This is a genomic window from Pseudomonas sp. A39, from assembly GCF_058145955.1.
The window spans coordinates 35,413-52,343 of the sequence record NZ_JBYVMD010000033.1 but is presented as its reverse complement, the minus strand read 5'-3'; the positions used below and the strand labels follow the sequence as shown (position 1 = coordinate 52,343).

The 16,931-nt window shown below is 58.0% G+C and carries 14 protein-coding genes, 1 tRNA gene and 1 pseudogene; 6 read left to right on the top strand and 10 right to left on the bottom strand.

From position 1 onward, the window contains the following. Window positions 1-30 precede the first annotated feature (30 nt). Window positions 31-3,015: an FAD-binding and (Fe-S)-binding domain-containing protein gene (locus tag AC3ZU9_RS22465; RefSeq protein WP_490091334.1), complete on the bottom strand. Its 2,985-nt coding sequence runs from the start codon at window positions 3,013-3,015 to the stop codon at window positions 31-33. A gap of 387 nt (window positions 3,016-3,402) precedes the next feature. Between AC3ZU9_RS22465 and AC3ZU9_RS22460 the strand changes: the two genes are divergently transcribed. The 4 genes from AC3ZU9_RS22460 (at window position 3,403) to AC3ZU9_RS22445 (ending at window position 6,841) form a co-directional block, all read left to right on the top strand. After that, window positions 3,403-4,188, top strand: coding sequence for an SDR family oxidoreductase (locus AC3ZU9_RS22460; protein WP_490091333.1), 786 nt, complete (start codon window positions 3,403-3,405; stop codon window positions 4,186-4,188). A 15-nt stretch (window positions 4,189-4,203) separates the two neighbouring features. Further along, window positions 4,204-4,905 carry an RraA family protein gene (locus AC3ZU9_RS22455; protein WP_490091332.1) on the top strand — a complete coding sequence of 234 codons (702 nt, stop codon included), beginning with the start codon at window positions 4,204-4,206 and terminating at the stop codon, window positions 4,903-4,905. 30 nt (window positions 4,906-4,935) lie between these two features. Beyond that, window positions 4,936-5,874: a dihydrodipicolinate synthase family protein gene (locus AC3ZU9_RS22450; protein WP_490091331.1), complete on the top strand. Its 939-nt coding sequence runs from the start codon at window positions 4,936-4,938 to the stop codon at window positions 5,872-5,874. Between the two features lie 79 nt (window positions 5,875-5,953). Further along, complete coding sequence (locus AC3ZU9_RS22445; RefSeq protein ID WP_490091330.1) at window positions 5,954-6,841, top strand: LysR substrate-binding domain-containing protein; 888 nt, start codon at window positions 5,954-5,956, stop codon at window positions 6,839-6,841. Window positions 6,842-6,921: 80 nt separating this feature from the next. On the opposite strand, the pseudogene AC3ZU9_RS22440 reads toward AC3ZU9_RS22445, so the two are convergent. From AC3ZU9_RS22440 to AC3ZU9_RS22410, 7 genes and pseudogenes are all read right to left on the bottom strand, one after another. Next, window positions 6,922-7,842: pseudogene (locus AC3ZU9_RS22440) on the bottom strand (helix-turn-helix transcriptional regulator). Window positions 7,843-7,901: 59 nt separating this feature from the next. Then, window positions 7,902-9,692, bottom strand: a complete 1,791-nt coding sequence (locus tag AC3ZU9_RS22435) for a tyrosine-type recombinase/integrase (RefSeq protein WP_490091329.1) — start codon at window positions 9,690-9,692, stop codon at window positions 7,902-7,904. Window positions 9,693-9,914: 222 nt separating this feature from the next. Then, window positions 9,915-9,990 (bottom strand) — tRNA-Gly (locus tag AC3ZU9_RS22430). A gap of 63 nt (window positions 9,991-10,053) precedes the next feature. Beyond that, complete coding sequence (pgsA, locus tag AC3ZU9_RS22425; RefSeq protein WP_012723427.1) at window positions 10,054-10,614, bottom strand: CDP-diacylglycerol--glycerol-3-phosphate 3-phosphatidyltransferase; 561 nt, start codon at window positions 10,612-10,614, stop codon at window positions 10,054-10,056. Window positions 10,615-10,646: 32 nt separating this feature from the next. After that, on the bottom strand, window positions 10,647-12,470 hold the full coding sequence (uvrC, locus tag AC3ZU9_RS22420) for an excinuclease ABC subunit UvrC (RefSeq protein WP_012723426.1): 1,824 nt from the start codon (window positions 12,468-12,470) through the stop codon (window positions 10,647-10,649). Window position 12,471: 1 nt separating this feature from the next. Then, window positions 12,472-13,113, bottom strand: a complete 642-nt coding sequence (gene gacA / locus AC3ZU9_RS22415) for a response regulator transcription factor GacA (RefSeq protein ID WP_003190387.1) — start codon at window positions 13,111-13,113, stop codon at window positions 12,472-12,474. Window positions 13,114-13,265: 152 nt separating this feature from the next. Next, entirely contained in the window at window positions 13,266-13,631 is a 366-nt protein-coding gene (locus AC3ZU9_RS22410; RefSeq protein WP_012723425.1) for a helix-turn-helix domain-containing protein, read from the bottom strand. 82 nt (window positions 13,632-13,713) lie between these two features. Here AC3ZU9_RS22410 and AC3ZU9_RS22405 point away from each other — a divergent pair, with 82 nt between their 5' ends. Beyond that, window positions 13,714-13,953, top strand: a complete 240-nt coding sequence (locus AC3ZU9_RS22405) for a DNA-binding protein (RefSeq protein ID WP_490091328.1) — start codon at window positions 13,714-13,716, stop codon at window positions 13,951-13,953. 41 nt (window positions 13,954-13,994) lie between these two features. Here AC3ZU9_RS22405 and AC3ZU9_RS22400 read toward each other — a convergent pair whose 3' ends face one another. Then, the gene (locus AC3ZU9_RS22400; protein WP_490091327.1) at window positions 13,995-14,420 is read right to left on the bottom strand and encodes a GNAT family N-acetyltransferase; all 426 of its coding nucleotides are present in this window, start codon (window positions 14,418-14,420) and stop codon (window positions 13,995-13,997) included. Further along, window positions 14,421-15,170, bottom strand: a complete 750-nt coding sequence (locus tag AC3ZU9_RS22395; RefSeq protein WP_490091326.1) for a carbon-nitrogen hydrolase family protein — start codon at window positions 15,168-15,170, stop codon at window positions 14,421-14,423. A 608-nt stretch (window positions 15,171-15,778) separates the two neighbouring features. On the opposite strand from AC3ZU9_RS22395, the gene AC3ZU9_RS22390 reads away from it, so the two are divergent. After that, the gene (locus AC3ZU9_RS22390) at window positions 15,779-16,861 is read left to right on the top strand and encodes a 3-deoxy-7-phosphoheptulonate synthase (protein ID WP_122811088.1); all 1,083 of its coding nucleotides are present in this window, start codon (window positions 15,779-15,781) and stop codon (window positions 16,859-16,861) included. The last annotated feature ends 70 nt before the right edge of the window (window positions 16,862-16,931 follow it).

Sequence of the window (16,931 nt, the reverse complement as noted above, 5' to 3'; positions counted from 1 at the left end):
CTGTAATGAGTAGCTTGATTGCCCAACGCTTTACGACTTCTGTAAAACCACCTCCTGCGCGTTGTCATTCATGGGTACAACGGGTATCAAGCGTTGCCTGGCCTGGGGATTGGCCGTTGCGGATTTGTGGGCCTTGGCTAGCAACTCGGCCAGGTGCATGACTTCCCGCCCCGTGTTCTGACGAATCTGTTCGCGACAGCTGAAGCCGTTGGTGAGAATGACGGTGTCAGCACTTTGCTCTCGCACCGCCGGCAGCAGCACCTCTTCACCCACGGCCAGCGATAGTTCTCGATGCTCTGGATTGAAGCCGAAAGAGCCGGCCATCCCGCAACAACCGCTGTCGAGAAACTGGGCCCTTGCGCCCATCTTCGCCAACAAGGTCTGGTCACCTTTCGCGCCGAACAATGCTTTCTGGTGGCAATGGGTATGCACCAACACATCAACTTCCAGGCGCGGCGGCTCGTACCCCGTACTCACTAGAAAATCGCCCAGCAAGAGGGTCTTTTTCGCCAGTGCCTGTGCACGGGGATCCTCGGGGAAAAATTTCAGTAGTTCATCTTTGAACACAGACAGACACCCTGGCTCCAGGCCAACGACACCCACAATGCCTTTGTCGGGGTCAATCAGATCGGTCCCGAGAGCGTCCAGAATCGCCACCAGTTTTTCACGCGCCTGATCCAGATATCCGAAGTCATACAGCGGTCTGCCGCAGCACAAGCGCTTGTTGGGTAGCACAGGTTCGAAGCCGGCGAAGCGCAGGACATCAGCGGCGGCTAAAGCAATTTCCGGGTGAAAGTGCTCACAAAAAGTATCCACCCAAAATATGACTTTGCCTTTGGTTACTGCGCTGGCCATGGGGCGAGAAGTGTGTAGCCGACGATAGCCTTCATTGGCGAAGCGAGGAAGTTCACAGCCCTGTGCGACACCGCCAATGCTTTTGGAAATACGTGAAATAACGGGAGTCTGGGTCAGAAAATTAGCCAGCCATGGCGCACGTCCTGCGAGTGGCGCCCAGTCGCCGATTCGGCCCATGGTCAACGCCTGCCGTGGCCTCGTTTTGCCCTCATAAAAATGAGACAGAAACTCCGCTTTATAGGAAGCGACGTCCGTATGGGTGGGGCAATCACTCTTGCAGCCTTTGCATGCCAGGCAGGTGTCCAGGGCCTGCTTGACCTCCTGACTCTTCCAGCCGTCCTTGACGACATCGCCTTGCAGCATCTCCCAGAACAGTCGCGATCGGCCGCGAGTAGAGAATCGCTCGTCGCGGGTTGCGCGATAACTCGGGCACATCGTTCCGCCTTTAAGGGATCGACACTTGCCTGTACCAACGCAACGCTCTACGGCGCGCTGAAAACCATCCCCTTCCGGACTGATGAATTTCAGCTTGGTGATCAATTCAACCGACTTATAGTCGGGGCCCATTCGCAGGTTTTCGTCGATACGATAGGCGTGCACGACCTTCCCGGGATTCAGTCGGTTGGTCGGGTCCCAAATGGCCTTGAACTCATGCAGGGCGCCCATCAACTCCTCGCCGAACATGATGGGCAGAAACTCGGCTTTGGCCTGACCATCGCCATGCTCGCCAGACAGCGAGCCGCCATAATCCACGACCAGTTGGGCGGCTTCGCGAGTGAATGCACGAAACTTCTCTACCCCTTGTGCGCTACGCAAATCGAAGGTGATCCGCGCATGGACACAACCGTCCCCGAAGTGGCCGAAAAGCGACGTGCTGTAACCGTAACCATCCACCAGAGCCTGGAAGGCACGCAGGTAATCACCCAGGCGCGCCGGATCCACCGCTGCGTCCTCCCAGCCCACCTGAGGGTCCGGAACATTTGGATCGATCGACAGCTGCGTGGCAGAAGCGCCCGTTTCACGTATCGACCAAATGCGTTTTTGCAGCGCCGGATCGGCAACGATCCAGGTGGTGGGGACGGGGCCAGTCGGCCGTGCGCTGAAGTAGTCAGAAGCAGCCTGAGCTTTTCGAGTGGCGTTTTCATAGGTGTCGGCGCCGAACTCCATCACGACCCACGCGTCACCTTGAGGCAGCAGTGCGATCTCCTCGGAACGCAATCCCCGGGCCTCCAGACCTCGAATAATGCGTCGGTCCAAACCCTCGATCGCAATAGGATCAAAGCGCATGTACTCAGGAACCGCATCAGCGGCCACGTAGATATCGTCATAACCGAGCACCAGAATCACACGCTTGGCCGGGCTTGCTACCAGGCGTACCTTTGCCGCAAGCGTCAGAGCACAGGTGCCCTCCGTGCCTACCAATGCGCGGGCCACGTTGAATCCGTTTTCCGGGAGCAGTTCGTCCAGGTTGTAGCCCGAAACCCTGCGCTTGATGTTTGGAAAGCGCTGGCGAACAAGGTCCGCGTAGCGATCTCTTAAGTCACGCAAGCGGCGGTAAATCTCACCTTTGCGTCCGCCCTGGGCAATGATTTCGATCAGCTCGGACTCGGTGGTCGGCCCTACCCAAAAGCGCTCGCCATCGTAGGTCATGATCTCGAGCGCTTCGACGTTTTCCAACGTCTTGCCGGCCATCACCGAATGCGGCCCGCAAGAGTTGTTGGCAACCATCCCCCCCAATGTGCAGCGACTGTGGGTAGACGGGTCAGGGGCGAAAGTCAGGCCGTGACGCTCGGCAGCGTCACGAAGTGAATCACAGACCACACCAGGCTCGACGACGGCGGTACCACCGACAGGATCCAGGGCCAGGATGGCGTTGCAGTGCATGGAAAGATCGAAGACGACCGCATCATTCACGGTCTGTCCGTTCATTGAGGTGCCGCCCCCTCGCGTCAGAATAGGGGCGTTGTGACGACGGCAGACTTCCACACCGCGGACGAAGTCTTCGATGGTGCGAGGCGTCACCACACCGATAGGTACTTGCCGATAGTTGGAAGCGTCGTGGGCAAACACGACGCGATGGCCGTCATCGAAATGTACGGCGCTGCCTAATGCCTTGACCAAATCCGCGTGTAATTCGCGCCAGGTTTCTCGGTCGGTCATATCAATCGCTCGATCCAGGAGCACGGTAGGCGGCATGGCCATTGCGCACTCGATTATTGTTGTTAGAGACCCGCCAAGGGGGGCCAGCGAGTAGGAAGAAGGCTGCCACAGGCAGACTCACTTCCAAACCGCAAAAAAATGCCGCTATGCATGCATAAACCGCATGAGTTAATTCAAATCACCCTTTCCCCTCCACAAATACGCTGCATGGACCCAGTCGAACCGAGCGGGAAAAGGCAGGTTTTTTCACGTAATTGCTGGCCCCCACCCAATCATTCATTCACAAAACGCATGAAGTTGATGAGTTTTGGACGTTTGTGACTTGGCCTCGTCCATACCTAACATTCGTGCTGCGCCGCTCCGGTGCGCCTAAGAAGAGAGATAAAAATGGACCTCGAGATAAAAGAAAAAACTGCTCTGGTACTCGGTGGCGGAGGCGGTCTTGGGGGAGCGATCGCTTGGTCCCTCGCCAACGAAGGCGTCAACGTTGTCGTAGCCGATATCAGCCTTGAGGCCGCGCAGGCAACGGTGACAACCCTGGTGGAAGCAGGTTTGAAGGCATTCGCACTGAAGTGGGACCTGGCTCAACTCGAGCAGATCGATTCGAAGATCGGCGCCATCGAAGCCGAGTACGGTCAGGTGGATATTCTGGTCAACAATACCGGCGGCCCACCGCCCACCACCGCACATGGCCAGGACGCGATTCTGTGGACCCGGCATTTCGAAAGCATGGTGCTGTCGGTGATCAAAATCACCGACCGCGTTCTGCCTGGCATGCGTCAACGCAAGTGGGGGCGAATCATCACCAGTACCTCTTCAGGTGTTATCTCGCCGATTCCAAACCTGGGCATTTCCAATGCGCTTCGCATGACGTTGGTGGGCTGGTCGAAGACCTTGGCTCGCGAAGTCGGCAATGACGGCATCACCGTCAACATTGTGCTTCCAGGTCGCATTGCGACAGGGCGCATCACCTTCCTGGACGAAGCCAAAGCCAAGCGTGAGGGTCGTTCGGTTGAAGAGGTCAGCAAGGAAAGCACCGCCGCAATCGCGGTCGGCCGCTACGGCGATCCGAAAGAGTATGGCGACGTCGTCACGTTCCTCGCCAGCAACAAAGCCAGTTACATCACTGGCTCTACCCTGCGCATCGACGGCGGCCTTATCACCAGTATCTGATGAGATGAATTGGACATGACTCAGACGCTCGCGCTCACGGCTGAACAACGAAAGCAACTGGTTGCGCTGCCCACTGCGACCCTGTGTTCGGTGCTGTCAAAACTCGGCATCACTAACAGTTGGATCCGTCGCGCCCTCCCCCTGCAAAGTCAGGACAGTGGCCGCGTAGTCGGCAGTGCTTTTACCCTGCGTTTTACCCCGATTCGTTCGGGGCTGACGCTGGCGGTCAATACACGAACGGCCATTGAACAAATGCCCGAAGGGTGCATCGCGGTTGCTGACGCAAGTGCCGCTCCTGGTGTAGGCGTGATGGGAGACGTGTTGAGTTCCCGGATGCGCTACCGAGGCGTTCAGGCGCTTGTCACTGACGGTGCCGTGCGCGATGCGGACGGGATCAAGGACAGCGGGCTACCCGTATGGTCGGCAGGGGTTGCCGCGCCGTTACCCAGCGACGGTTTGATGCTGGTGGGTGTGCAAGAAACTGTCAGCTGTGGCGGGGTCACGATCTGCCCTGACGATGTTCTGGTTTGCGACTCCGACGGTGCCGTGGTGATCCCTCAGGATCTGCTGGCCTCAGTACTCGAACGTGCCGAAGAAATGGAACGGTTCGAGCAATGGGTCATGACTCGGGTAAAGGCCGGCGCTCCCCTGCCCGGTCTTTATCCACCCGATGAAACGACGACACAGCTATATCAAGACTGGCTACGCGAACTCTAACCAACGTGCCTGCACGCAAAGGATCAAGTCATGAAATTCAGCGCCGACGCAAAGGGCGTGTATCCCATCGCCCCGACACCCTTTCTTGACGATGGCAGCATTGACCATGCGTCTATCGATCGGATGATCGATTTCTATAACGAATGCGGCTGTACCGGTCTCACAGTACTTGGCCAGCTGGGTGAAGCGCCCAAACTGGATTACACCGAATCATTGGACATCGCCAGTCAAGTGATTGGCCGGGCAGGCGCGATGCCCGTGATCGTCGGCGTATCAGCGCCCGGGTTCGCCTCAATGCGCTCTCTGACCCGTGAGGTCATGGATCGCGGGGCCGCGGGCGTCATGATCGCGCCACCCAACACGTTGCGCACCGATGATCAGATCGTCACCTACTACACACAAGCAGTTGAAGCGATTGGTGCCGACGTTCCGTTCGTGTTGCAGGACTATCCGCTCACGTTCTCTGTGCAAATGTCGCCGAATGTCATTCGTCGTATCGTGACCGAACTCCCCTCCTGCCTGATGCTCAAGCACGAAGACTGGCCCGGGCTGGAAAAGATTTCGACATTGCGCCGTTTTGAGAAAGAAGGCGCCATGCGCCACATCGCCATCATGGTCGGGAACAATGGCCTATTTCTCGACTACGAACTGGAGCGTGGCGCTGACGGCGCGAACACCGGCTATGCCTTCCCTGACATGTTGTGTGACGTCGTCAGGCTGAAAGAACAAGGCAAGCGGGATGAGGCTCACGATTTGTTCGATGCTCATCTGCCGCTGCTGCGCTACGAACAGCAACCGGGTGCCGGGTTGGCGGTGCGCAAATATGTAATGATGAAGAGGGGCATTATCACCAGCGCAGCACAACGCCGGCCAGCGAGTCCAATGTCGGAGACGGCACGCCTGGAAGTGGATAACCTGCTGCGGCGTCTGGCTCGCCATGATCCGCGAGCCAATGTGGTGCAGGGCTAACGCAATGGAGGGCCAGCCTTGCTGGCTGACCCGCCCTTGACTAAGCTGCCCTCCCCGTTTTCTTTCCATAAGAGCCCTCATGAATCCTCGGACGCTCAACCCATCAATGTCGTCCTTACTGGCTTTCGAGGCATCTGCTCGGCATGCCAGTTTTACCCGGGCCGCCGAGGAGCTCAGCCTGTCGCAAAGTGCGGTCAGCCGGCAGGTGCAGTCCCTGGAAGAACTGCTTGGGGTGGCACTGTTTGATCGAGTGGGACGGCATATTGTCCTGACCGAAGTAGGCCGTATCTACTCACTCGAGGTCGCGGGCGCTTTAGCCCGTATCCGCGATGCGACCGTACAGACATTGGCTTACAGACGTGGTGGCGGGTCTTTGCATCTGGGCGTGTTACCAGCGTTTGGGACTAAATGGCTGTTACCACGAATGAGCGATTTCTATGCCAAGTACCCCGAAATCCTGATCCACATTCATTCTCGGGTCGGCACGGTTGAGTTCACTACGACCGGTCTCGACGCCGCGATATGCGTAGGGGATGGGCTCTGGCACGACGTCGTTTCGCTGAAGTTGTTCGATGAGGAACTGGTGCCCGTGGTTGCCGCCGGCAGTGATGCCATGCACCGATACAAATCCGTTGAAGACCTGCGCTCTGCTCAATTATTGCAAGTGGCCGCCCGACCCAATCTTTGGCTTGAATGGTTCAAGGTGCAAGGCTTGAAGTCCGACAGATTGCGTATGGGCCCGCAATTCGAACTCACCACTCACCTTATCCAGGCCGTTTCCTCAGGAATAGGCGTCGGGCTTATGCCTCGGTTTTTGGTTAAGGACGAGCTCGCCAATGGCACTCTACGCATCCCCTTTGAATCCGTTGCTCCGACTGGGACGGCCTACTACCTGCTCATCCCCCCACATAAGGCAAACCATCGGCCGATGGCGGTTTTCAGGGATTGGCTGATTGCCCAGTTGTGAGGCAGCACTGGTTGAATGGCCGGTTGCAGAGTTTGATCCCCCCGACCCGAATCATAGACTCAGACGCAGATCCGAAACCTTTACGCCGTGTCACCCACACCGCTTAAATGAGCACGCCTGAACTGACCAGGAGCGAGGCCATGCTCCTTGCGGAATCTGCGCGAGAAGTAAGCTTCGTCGGTAAATCCACAGGCGCTGGCGACCTGGCCAACGGATTGCTGATCATTGAGCAACAGATTTCGAGCGAGCTGCATGCGCCGGTCGAGAACAAACTGTGAGAACGGTTTGCCGGTTTCCTTGCGCATCAAATGAGTCAAATAGTTGGGCGAAAGAAAAGCCGCCGCTGCGGCATCCTTCAAACTCATGGTCGATTCATGCAGGTGATCGCGGATGTAATTGCGTACGCGCGTCAACGCATCCTTCCTTCCTGATCCGGCAGCGTTGCTGGCTGCGAAGGCCTGGATCGGCTCGGCGTAGGCCTAGCACACCAAACCGACTATCTGGAACAGATAGCCCTTGAGTCGCTCACGAGCGCCAAAACCTCTCGTCTGATCCAACCTCCGCATGCAGTCCAGCCAGCCCTTGACCTCGTCGAACGACGCGTCATCGAGGATGAAGTCGATATGCTCCTGAAAGCGAAACGGCGTCAGTTCGGGCGCTTGTACGATGTAGACATCTTCCAGATCCAACGGGTCGCACTTGAGTTGGGGGAGAAAGAAGTCCTGGGTGAAATTAATCAGGATGAACTCACCCCCTTCAGGGTGAGGGATCAGATGAAGACGATGCGGAAGAATGAACGCAACCGCCTTCCTGGGGAACGGGCGCACCGCACCGCCGATGTGGTGAACCGTGTCTCCACCCAAATTGATCTGGATCTGGAAATATTCGTGGCGGTGTGGACTGGTTAGCGCGGTGCGGCCGCGCTTGTCGCGGATATAGAAATCCGGGCGATCACTGCGTTGCTGCATGTCATACGTCTGTACGCGTGAGGTGTGCGACATGAGCCTTATCTCCAGATGCACATGCCGCACTGTAATCAGCGAACTGGCTTACGCCAAGTTCAACGTTTACCGACGGTGAACGTGATCCTTCCGACACCCCCGATATGAGACTCACAGAGCGTCCGATAAAGCCTCCACGCATCCACATCTGGAAACCGCTTCAACACGGTGAGCACCAACTTGTGTCGCAAAGGATCAAGCTGCCAATCCGGAATGCGCTGACCGCGATTACCCAGGCTCAGGGACAGCAGACGCCGGGCCTTGATATCGCGATTGACCTGATCACGGGATTTTCCTGCCAGCCTGGCGAATACCAGCAGCGGTAAATTACTCGAAGCCTCATAGGTGGTTAGCATCTCGGCGCGCTGGCGCTGGATCTCGGACATGTGGTCTTTGCGCGACTTTTCAGCCTGGATTGGAACGGGTACGACAGACGACTGGCGGGGCACGATAAGGGCCGGTTTGCTGCTGACTAACACCTTAGACGCCGGGACGGTCGTCGCTGGAAAGTTACCGTTGTACAGAACGGAGTTTGCGCCCGCATTTTCCAGCGAGGGAAGCGAAGCTGCACCCTCTAAACGGATAGTGAGAGGAGAGCTTGCTGCTTTCGGTTGGCCCTGCCCCCAAAGATCCAGACGATTCGCCCAGTCCTGCATCATTGTCCGACGCTGCTCGACGTACTCCGCGTGATTGTAGGCTGCACTGACCTTGTCCGGATCTGCATGAGAAAGCTGAGCATCCACCCATACCTTCGGGTATCCGATCTCGTTCAATGCCGTCGAGATCGTAGCCCTCATACCATGACCTGTGAGTTGGTCGGCATAGCCCATCCGACGCAGCGCTCCATTCAGGGTGTTCTCGCTTATGCGCTTTGTCAGGTCGCTCCGGTGCGCAAATAAGTAACGTTGCGCGGGGAGAACCTGGTTCAACAAGTGACGCACTATTTCAAGCGCCTGAACCGACAACGGGACAATATAAGGAGGTATGTCTTGAGCCTGCTTCCCTGGTTTGCGCATCTCTATCTGGAGTTGCTTCACGACCTCTGGCGGAATGATCCATAGCCGCCGCTCCAGATCGAACTGATCAGGTGTCGCCAAGCGCAGCTCGCCCGTGCGGACGCCGGTCAGCAACAAAAGTCGAAGACCAAACCGTGTTTGGCTCGTCCCCCGAGAACCGCGAAGTGCAGCCATCAATGCGGGTAGCTCGTCCATACGTAAAAACGGATTGTGCGCAACCGGGGGTTTGGGAAGTGCGACAACATCGAGGTCTGAAGCTGGATTCTGCTCAAGCCCCTCTACCTTTACCAGAGCATATCGGAATAATTGGTTGAACCAAGTCCGACACTTTTCGGCTGTCGTTAATGCCTTGCGCTGTTCGACCCGGCTCAGTACATCCAGCAGATCGTGGCGATTAATATCATAGATCGCCCGCCCACCAAGGAATGGCAGGATATCTTTACTGAAGGTTCTTAAGATTTGCGAGAGTGTGCTCTGACGGCCTTCCTTCAGGCTCAGACTGCGGAATTCGACCCACTGATTGAACACCGCGTCGAAGGTATGCTCTGCCGCGCTACGAACAGCACGGCGTTGCTGTTTACGGTGCTCATAGGGATTGATGCCCTGGGCAACCAAGGCACGCGCTTCATCACGACGGGTACGCGCTTCTTTGAGGCTGATTTGCGGGTAACAACCTAAGGACATGCGCTTCTGCTTGCCCGTCCAGTAGTAACGGAAAAGCCAGACCTTTCCACCGCTAGCCGTAACATTGAGTGTGAGACCATCACTGTCACCGAGGGTGTAGTCATTACCGGTCATTCGGGCGTGTCGAACTGCCATTTCTGAGAGTGCCATCGCGAGCTCCTGAACAGAGTCAGGGCCAGATGCTCATCTCGATACGCAAACTGCTCCAGCAACAAACCGATTCCGTACGCGTCAGAATCCTGGACTTAATCCTGGACTTAAACGCACCGGATAGTGCTGGATTTCAGTGGTTCCCGCCGGAACGAAAAAAGGACCCGAAGGTCCTGATTTCAATCACTTACAGAATTCAGTGGAACTCTGCAGCGCAATATTTGGAGCGGGAAACGAGACTCGAACTCGCGACCCCGACCTTGGCAAGGTCGTGCTCTACCAACTGAGCTATTCCCGCGTCTTGGTGATGCGCATTCTATAGAATTATCAGAACCCGTCAACCCCTTGATTCAAAAAAGTTTTATTTCTTTTCAACGGTGGTACGCAGATGCGGCCAGGCGGCGCGCAGATACTGGAGCATGGACCACAAGGTCAGGCCGGCGGCGATGAGCAGCAAGGCGTAGCCCAGCAGGACCCAGAAGGTGAAGTCCGACGGGTTGGCCAGCAGGATGACCAGCGCGAGCATCTGCGCGGCGGTTTTCCATTTGCCCATGTTGGAGACGGCGACGTGGGCGCGGGCGCCGATTTCGGCCATCCATTCGCGCAGGGCCGACACCACTATCTCACGGCCGATGATCACGGCGGCCGGCAGGGTCAACCACAGGTTGCCGTGTTCCTGCACCAGCAGGACCAGCGCAACGGCCACCATGAGTTTGTCGGCCACCGGGTCGAGGAACGCGCCGAAGGGCGTGCTCTGTTCCAGGCGGCGGGCCAGGTAGCCGTCGAGCCAGTCGGTGGCGGCCGCAAACGCGAACACCGAACTGGAAGCCATATAGCTCCATTCGTACGGCAAATAAAACAACAGAATAAAAATCGGAATAAGCAGGACGCGTAGAACGGTGATCAGATTAGGGATATTCATCGGCACAACTGGCTACGAGGTGGAAAGGCATTCTATTCGCTATGCAGATTCGCATAAATCAACTCAGCGAGCTTTTTACTGATACCGGGTGCTTTGGCTATTTCGTCAATGCTGGCACGGGACAGCTCCTGCAAGCCACCAAAATGTTTAAGCAAGTCGCGACGCCGTGTCGGCCCAACGCCCGCCACCCCTTCCAGGGTTGAGGTTCGCCGGGTTTTGCCGCGCCGGGCACGGTGGCCGGTAATTGCGAAACGGTGGGCTTCATCGCGGATCTGTTGGATCAGGTGCAGCGCCGGTGAGTCGCCCTTCAAGGTGAACTCATGGGCGGAATCATTCAAGTACAACGTCTCGAAACCGGCCTTGCGCGTGGCACCCTTGGCCACGCCGAGCAGGATCAGATCGGGCACCGCCAGTTCGTTGAGTACGTCGCGGGCCATGGACAACTGGCCCTTGCCGCCGTCCACCAACAGGATATCCGGCAACTTGCCTTCGCCGTCCTTCAGCTTGCTGAAGCGCCGCGTCAGGGCCTGGTGCATGGCGGCATAGTCATCGCCGGCAGTGACGCCTTCGATGTTATAGCGCCGGTAATCGGATTTGATCGGCCCTTCCGGCCCGAACACCACGCAGGACGCCACGGTGGCCTCGCCGCTGGAGTGACTGATGTCGTAGCACTCCAGGCGCTGGGGCGGTTCGTCCAGGTTGAGGACTTCGGCCAGGGCGTCAAAGCGTGCGGCGACGTGCTGTCGATTGGCCAGACGTGCGCCCAGGGCCTGTTCGGCATTGGTCACGGCCAGTTGCTGCCAACGCGCGCGGGTGCCGCGTACGCGGTGGCTGATGTCCAGCTCGCGGCCGCGCAGCTCGTGGATCGCCTCGATCAGCGTGGGAAAGTCTTCATGCACCACGTTGACGATCAGTTCCGACGGCAAGTCGCGCTCGGGGCTGCTGACGTAATACTGGCCGAGGAAGGCGGCCATGACTTCGGCCACTTCTTCGTCAATACCGGTCTGCGGAAAGAAATTCTTGCTGCCCAACACCCGCCCGCCCCGCACGCTGATCAAGTGCACACAGGCGCCGCCTGGGTTGACGAAGGCCGCGATGACGTCCACGTCGCCGGTGCCGCCTTCCATGCTCTGCTGATCCTGCACGCGCCGCAGCAAGGAGATCTGGTCACGCAACTCGGCGGCGCGTTCGAAATCCAGGGTGCTGGCGGCCTGCTCCATGGCGCCGGAGAGTTCGTCGGTGAGGGCATTGCTGCGCCCTTCGAGGAACATCACCGAATGGCGCACGTCCTCGGCGTACTCGGCCGGGTCCACCAGGCCCACGCAAGGCGCTTTGCAGCGTTTGATCTGGTATTGCAGGCACGGCCGCGTGCGGTTCTTGTAGAAGCTGTCTTCGCACTGACGCACAAAAAAGGTCTTTTGCAGCAGGCTCAGGCTTTCGCGGATCGCGCCGGCGCTGGGATAGGGCCCGAAATACTTGCCCTTCTGCTTCTTCGCACCCCGGTGAATGCTCAGGCGTGGGAAGTTGCCGTCGGATAAAAACACGTAGGGGTAGGATTTATCATCGCGCAGCAGGATGTTATAGGGCGGCCGCCATTCCTTGATCAGCGTCTGCTCGAGCAACAGCGCTTCGGTTTCATTGGCGGTTATGGTGGTTTCGACCTGGGCGATACGCGCCACCAGCGCAGCTGTCTTGGGCGCGAGCCCGCTCTTGCGAAAATAGCTCGCCAAGCGGTTCTTCAGGTTCTTGGCCTTGCCGACATACAGCAGGCGTGCCTCGCTGTCGAACATGCGGTACACGCCGGGGCGGCCACTGCAGGTCGAGAGGAAGGCACTTGGATCAAACGGTGTAGTCATGTCAGGCGCTGGCGTCCACCATGCCGTGGCGCACTGCGAGCAGGGTCAATTCAACATCACTGCTGATGGCGAGCTTCTCGAAAATGCGATAGCGGTAGGTGTTGACGGTCTTGGGCGACAGGCACAGCTTGTCGGAGATCGTCTGCACCTTCTGGCAACCGACGATCATCAAGGCGATCTGGATTTCCCGCTCCGACAACGCATCGAACGGCGAGTCGCTGGTGGGCTGGAAAGACTTGATGGCCAATTGCTGGGCGATTTGCGGGCTGATGTAACGCTGGCCGGCAAATACCAGGCGGATGGCTTGCACCATCTCGGCCAGCCCAGCGCCCTTGGTCAGGTAACCAGCCGCTCCGGCCTGCAACAGGCGTGTCGGAAACGGGTCTTCTTCACACACCGTCACCACGACGACTTTGATATCCGGATGGCTGCGCAACAACTTGGTCGTGGCGCCGAGACCGCCGATACCGGGCATCTTGACGTCCATCAGCACCACATCGGGCTTCAACTCCCGGGCCTTGATCAAGGACTCTTCCCCTGACTCGGCCTGGCCGACTACTTGCAGGCCATCGATGTCAGCCAGCATTCGTGTAATGCCTGTACGAACGAGATCATGGTCATCGACTACTAGCACCCTAATCAAGCAGACACCTCGCGATATGGTCTTATAGGTTGCTGAACACCTTAGCAAAAAACCAAGGCGCAGACCTAGCTGCAAGCGTCATATATATAGAGTTTGAATACACGGGGGCCGCCCGCCGAGAGGCGGACGGCTCTATTTTGCTGGGCAACAGGTCAGGATTCTTGAGGCTGCTGCTTGGCTTTTCCATTAAATGAAACGGAGTGTTCGGCCAAGGTTGACGTCAATCGGCGGATCGCCGCTTGGTCTTCCTTGAACATCGCGCGATAATTACCCAACACTTTCTCCTCAATCTCGCTGAGGTTTTCCAGCTGAATCGGCGTAGCAGTTCCGGTCAACACGTAAAGTACATCTACACCTTTTGCGGCGACTCGGGACAAATAATCGGCCTTGGGCGCACGCCCTCCACTTTCATATTTGCCTTGTGCGTTGGCTTCAACGCCTCCTATTTCACCGAAAACTTTTTGCGACAGGCCAAGTCGCTCTCTTTCTTGCCTCAAACGCGAACCGATTCCACTCATTTGGATGTATGATCCTATTTGGCACACCCCAAGAGGTGACACGCTCATCTCTTAGTTAAACAAACTTGAACGGTTTTGAACTATGCCCGGAATCCGCACTGCTGCACAAGCCAAGGCCTGGCTGGAACATCAAGGAAAGTCAGTTCAAGCGTTCGCCCGCGAGCACGGCGTTGATCCGGCTACCACGTATCAAGTGCTCGCTGGGCGTAAAAAGGGACGGCGTGGAGAGGCCCATAAGGTGGCGGTCCTTTTGGGCATGAAAGAAGGGATCATCCTTGCTGAGGCTGATGGCCAACACAACGTTCAGGAAGTCATTTCCTGAAGCCAGTATGCGCTTATTAGCATCAACTGCATGGTTTAGCTTCAACGGCAAACACGCTCCATCCGCCAGAAGCAGTCTTCTTCACCCACGATGCTCATCCCACTGCGCTGATAGAGACTCTTGGCCGGGTTGTTCTTAAACACGGTCAAGCGCAATAAACCCGTCGCCTGCGCCTTGAGCGCCATCTGTTCCAACACCCAAATGCCCGCACCAAGCCCGCGATACGCCTCAAGCATATGCAACTCACGGATATAGAGTGCCCGCCTATCGGCGCTCAGGCTGATAAAGCCCATCACGGTGTCATCGTTGCAGATCAGCCAGTTCTCACGCCCGGCCCAAGCGATGTCGAAGCCCTGGTTGGACCACACCAGCTCGTATTGCAGGTAATAACGGCTCATGGCCGCAAAGGTCAGGCTTCGAGCAAAGGGAAGGTCCTGGTCTGTTGCCGCGCGCAGATTGAACGCCATTCAGACGGCTACCACTTGGCCAGTCCATTGCCCGCCATCGCGGCGGGCAATCACCAGCGCATCGCCAATACCGGGCGCCGCGGCCAGTAAGCTGCCATCAACCGCCCAGATCGCGCTGCGGCCGGCGCACACATAGCCACCCGACGGGCCACCATGGTTGGCCATCAGCACCAGCAAGCCATGTTCGGCCGCATAGCCCTGGAGCAACGCGCTGTCAGTGGCATAGCCACCTTCGCTGATCAACACGCCGGCGGCGTATACCGTGGCTCCCGCCTCAGCCGCGAGGCGCGGATGGCCGGCATGGGAGAAGTCCGCGCACACCGCCAACGCGATACGCTCGCTCCGCCATTCGAGGGACGCACCGCCCTGCCCTGCGACAAATGCCCGTTCTTCGCCAGGATGCAAATGCTGTTTGGTGTAGACCGCCATTGAGCCATCCGCCCCCAACACCAGCGCGCCGATCAACACACCGGCCTGCGGCGCCAGGCGGATGGGCATCCCCACCACTGCTGTCAGCCGTAACGCCTGGGCCATCTCCCGCAGCGGCGCCAAGACAGGGTCGTCTGGCGCAATCGCCAACCCGGCCGCCAATGAAGGCTCATACCCGGTCAGCGACAGCTCCGGAAACACCAGCCATTGCACGCCGTGCCGGGCAGCCTCGCCCATGAACGTCAAGTGCCGTTCGATATTGGCCGCAAGGTCTCCGGCGATGGAAATGGATTGAGCAGCAGCAAGGGTCAAAGCAGTCATGGTCGCGTCCAAGCAATCGGTATCAAAGTGAGATCAGCATATCTCGACCTATAGCCGTTGGTATCCACGTGCAATAGAAATTAATGATTGAGTCCTCCTGCCCGCCTCTAGTAAGCTCGCCCCATCATTTGGAGACTCACCATGTTGCCACTTACCCACACTCAGGTTTGCCCTGCTGCCAGCGCCCAGCGCTTGGTATCGGCTACCCGTGTGAGCGGTTCGAGCGCACCGGTAAGTTTTTATTTTGGGTATTGGTTTAGCCACTGGCGCGCCTGATACCTGAAATCGGCGGCCACTACTCAAGGGGTCGCCTACCAGAGAAATCTAACCCCCGGTCGGCTCCCCGACCGGGGGTTTTGTTTTTTCAGGCCCCTCTATATTTCGCAGAACACTTAAAGGACACACGACATGAACTACGCCACTTATTACCGCTACGACACTTCCACCGCATGGCGATTTAGCCAGCTCCGCTCGGGACAGCCTGCCGCCTCCGATCGGTCACCTATTGGTGGCAAGCCAACACACGTAGCCAATACGGCCAATTGTCGAACACCCCAGTAGGGCCAGCGCGTGGGAACAGCCCGCCGCTTGCCCAGGAAGCCTTGAATATGAACTCTGCCACCGCCGCTTTGCCCGTCTCTGCCCTGACCAGCGCCAATGAAGCCCTGACCCAGCGCCTGCCCAGCTCTCTTGAACTCAAGCACCAATTGCCTCTCAGCCCGTTCCTCAACGAGCAAGTCCACGCCCATCGCCAAGCCGTGCGCGCCATTCTCAATGGCGAAGATTCACGTTTGCTGGTGATCGTCGGCCCGTGCTCGATCCATGACCCTGAGTCGGCCATGGAATACGCACGCAACCTCAAGAAGCTCGCGCTGGAAGTCAGCGACCAGATGCTGCTGGTGATCCGTGCCTACGTCGAAAAACCGCGCACCACCGTCGGCTGGAAAGGCTTGGCTTACGACCCGCACCTGGACGGCAGTGATGATATGGCTGCCGGCCTCACCCTGTCCCGCCAACTGATGCGCGAAATGCTGCGCCTGGGCTTGCCGGTCGCCACCGAACTGCTGCAACCCATGGCCGCCGGCTACTTCGATGACCTGCTCAGTTGGGTCGCGATTGGCGCGCGCACCACCGAATCGCAGATCCACCGCGAAATGGCCAGCGGCCTGGGCATGCCCGTGGGCTTCAAGAACGGCACCGACGGCGGCGTTGCGATTGCGTGTGACGCCATGCGCTCGGCCTCCCATCCGCACCGCCACTTCGGTGTCGACAGCCAGGGCCACCCGGCAATCATTCAGACCCCCGGCAACCCCGACACCCACTTGGTGCTGCGCGGCGGCCACCGTGGGCCGAACTACGATGCGCAGAATGTGGCACAGGTGAAGCAAGATTTGGCCAAGTCAAAGGTGACGGCGAGGATCATGGTCGATTGCAGCCACGCCAACAGTGGCAAGGACCCGCTGCGTCAACCGGCGGTATTCAACGACGTGCTGGAACAGCGCCTGCAAGGCGACACCTCGCTGATCGGCATGATGCTCGAAAGCCACCTGTTCGAAGGCTGCCAACCGTTGAGCGCGTCGATGAAATACGGCGTGTCGGTGACAGACGGCTGCCTGGGCTGGAGCGGCACCGAGCAGTTGTTACGCAACGCGGCTGAGCGGTTGCGCCAACAACACACCATCATTGACTGATGAAGATCAGAATGTGGGAGCTGGCCTGCGATCGCGGTATATCAGCGACAGACTTGTAGCCTGACACGCC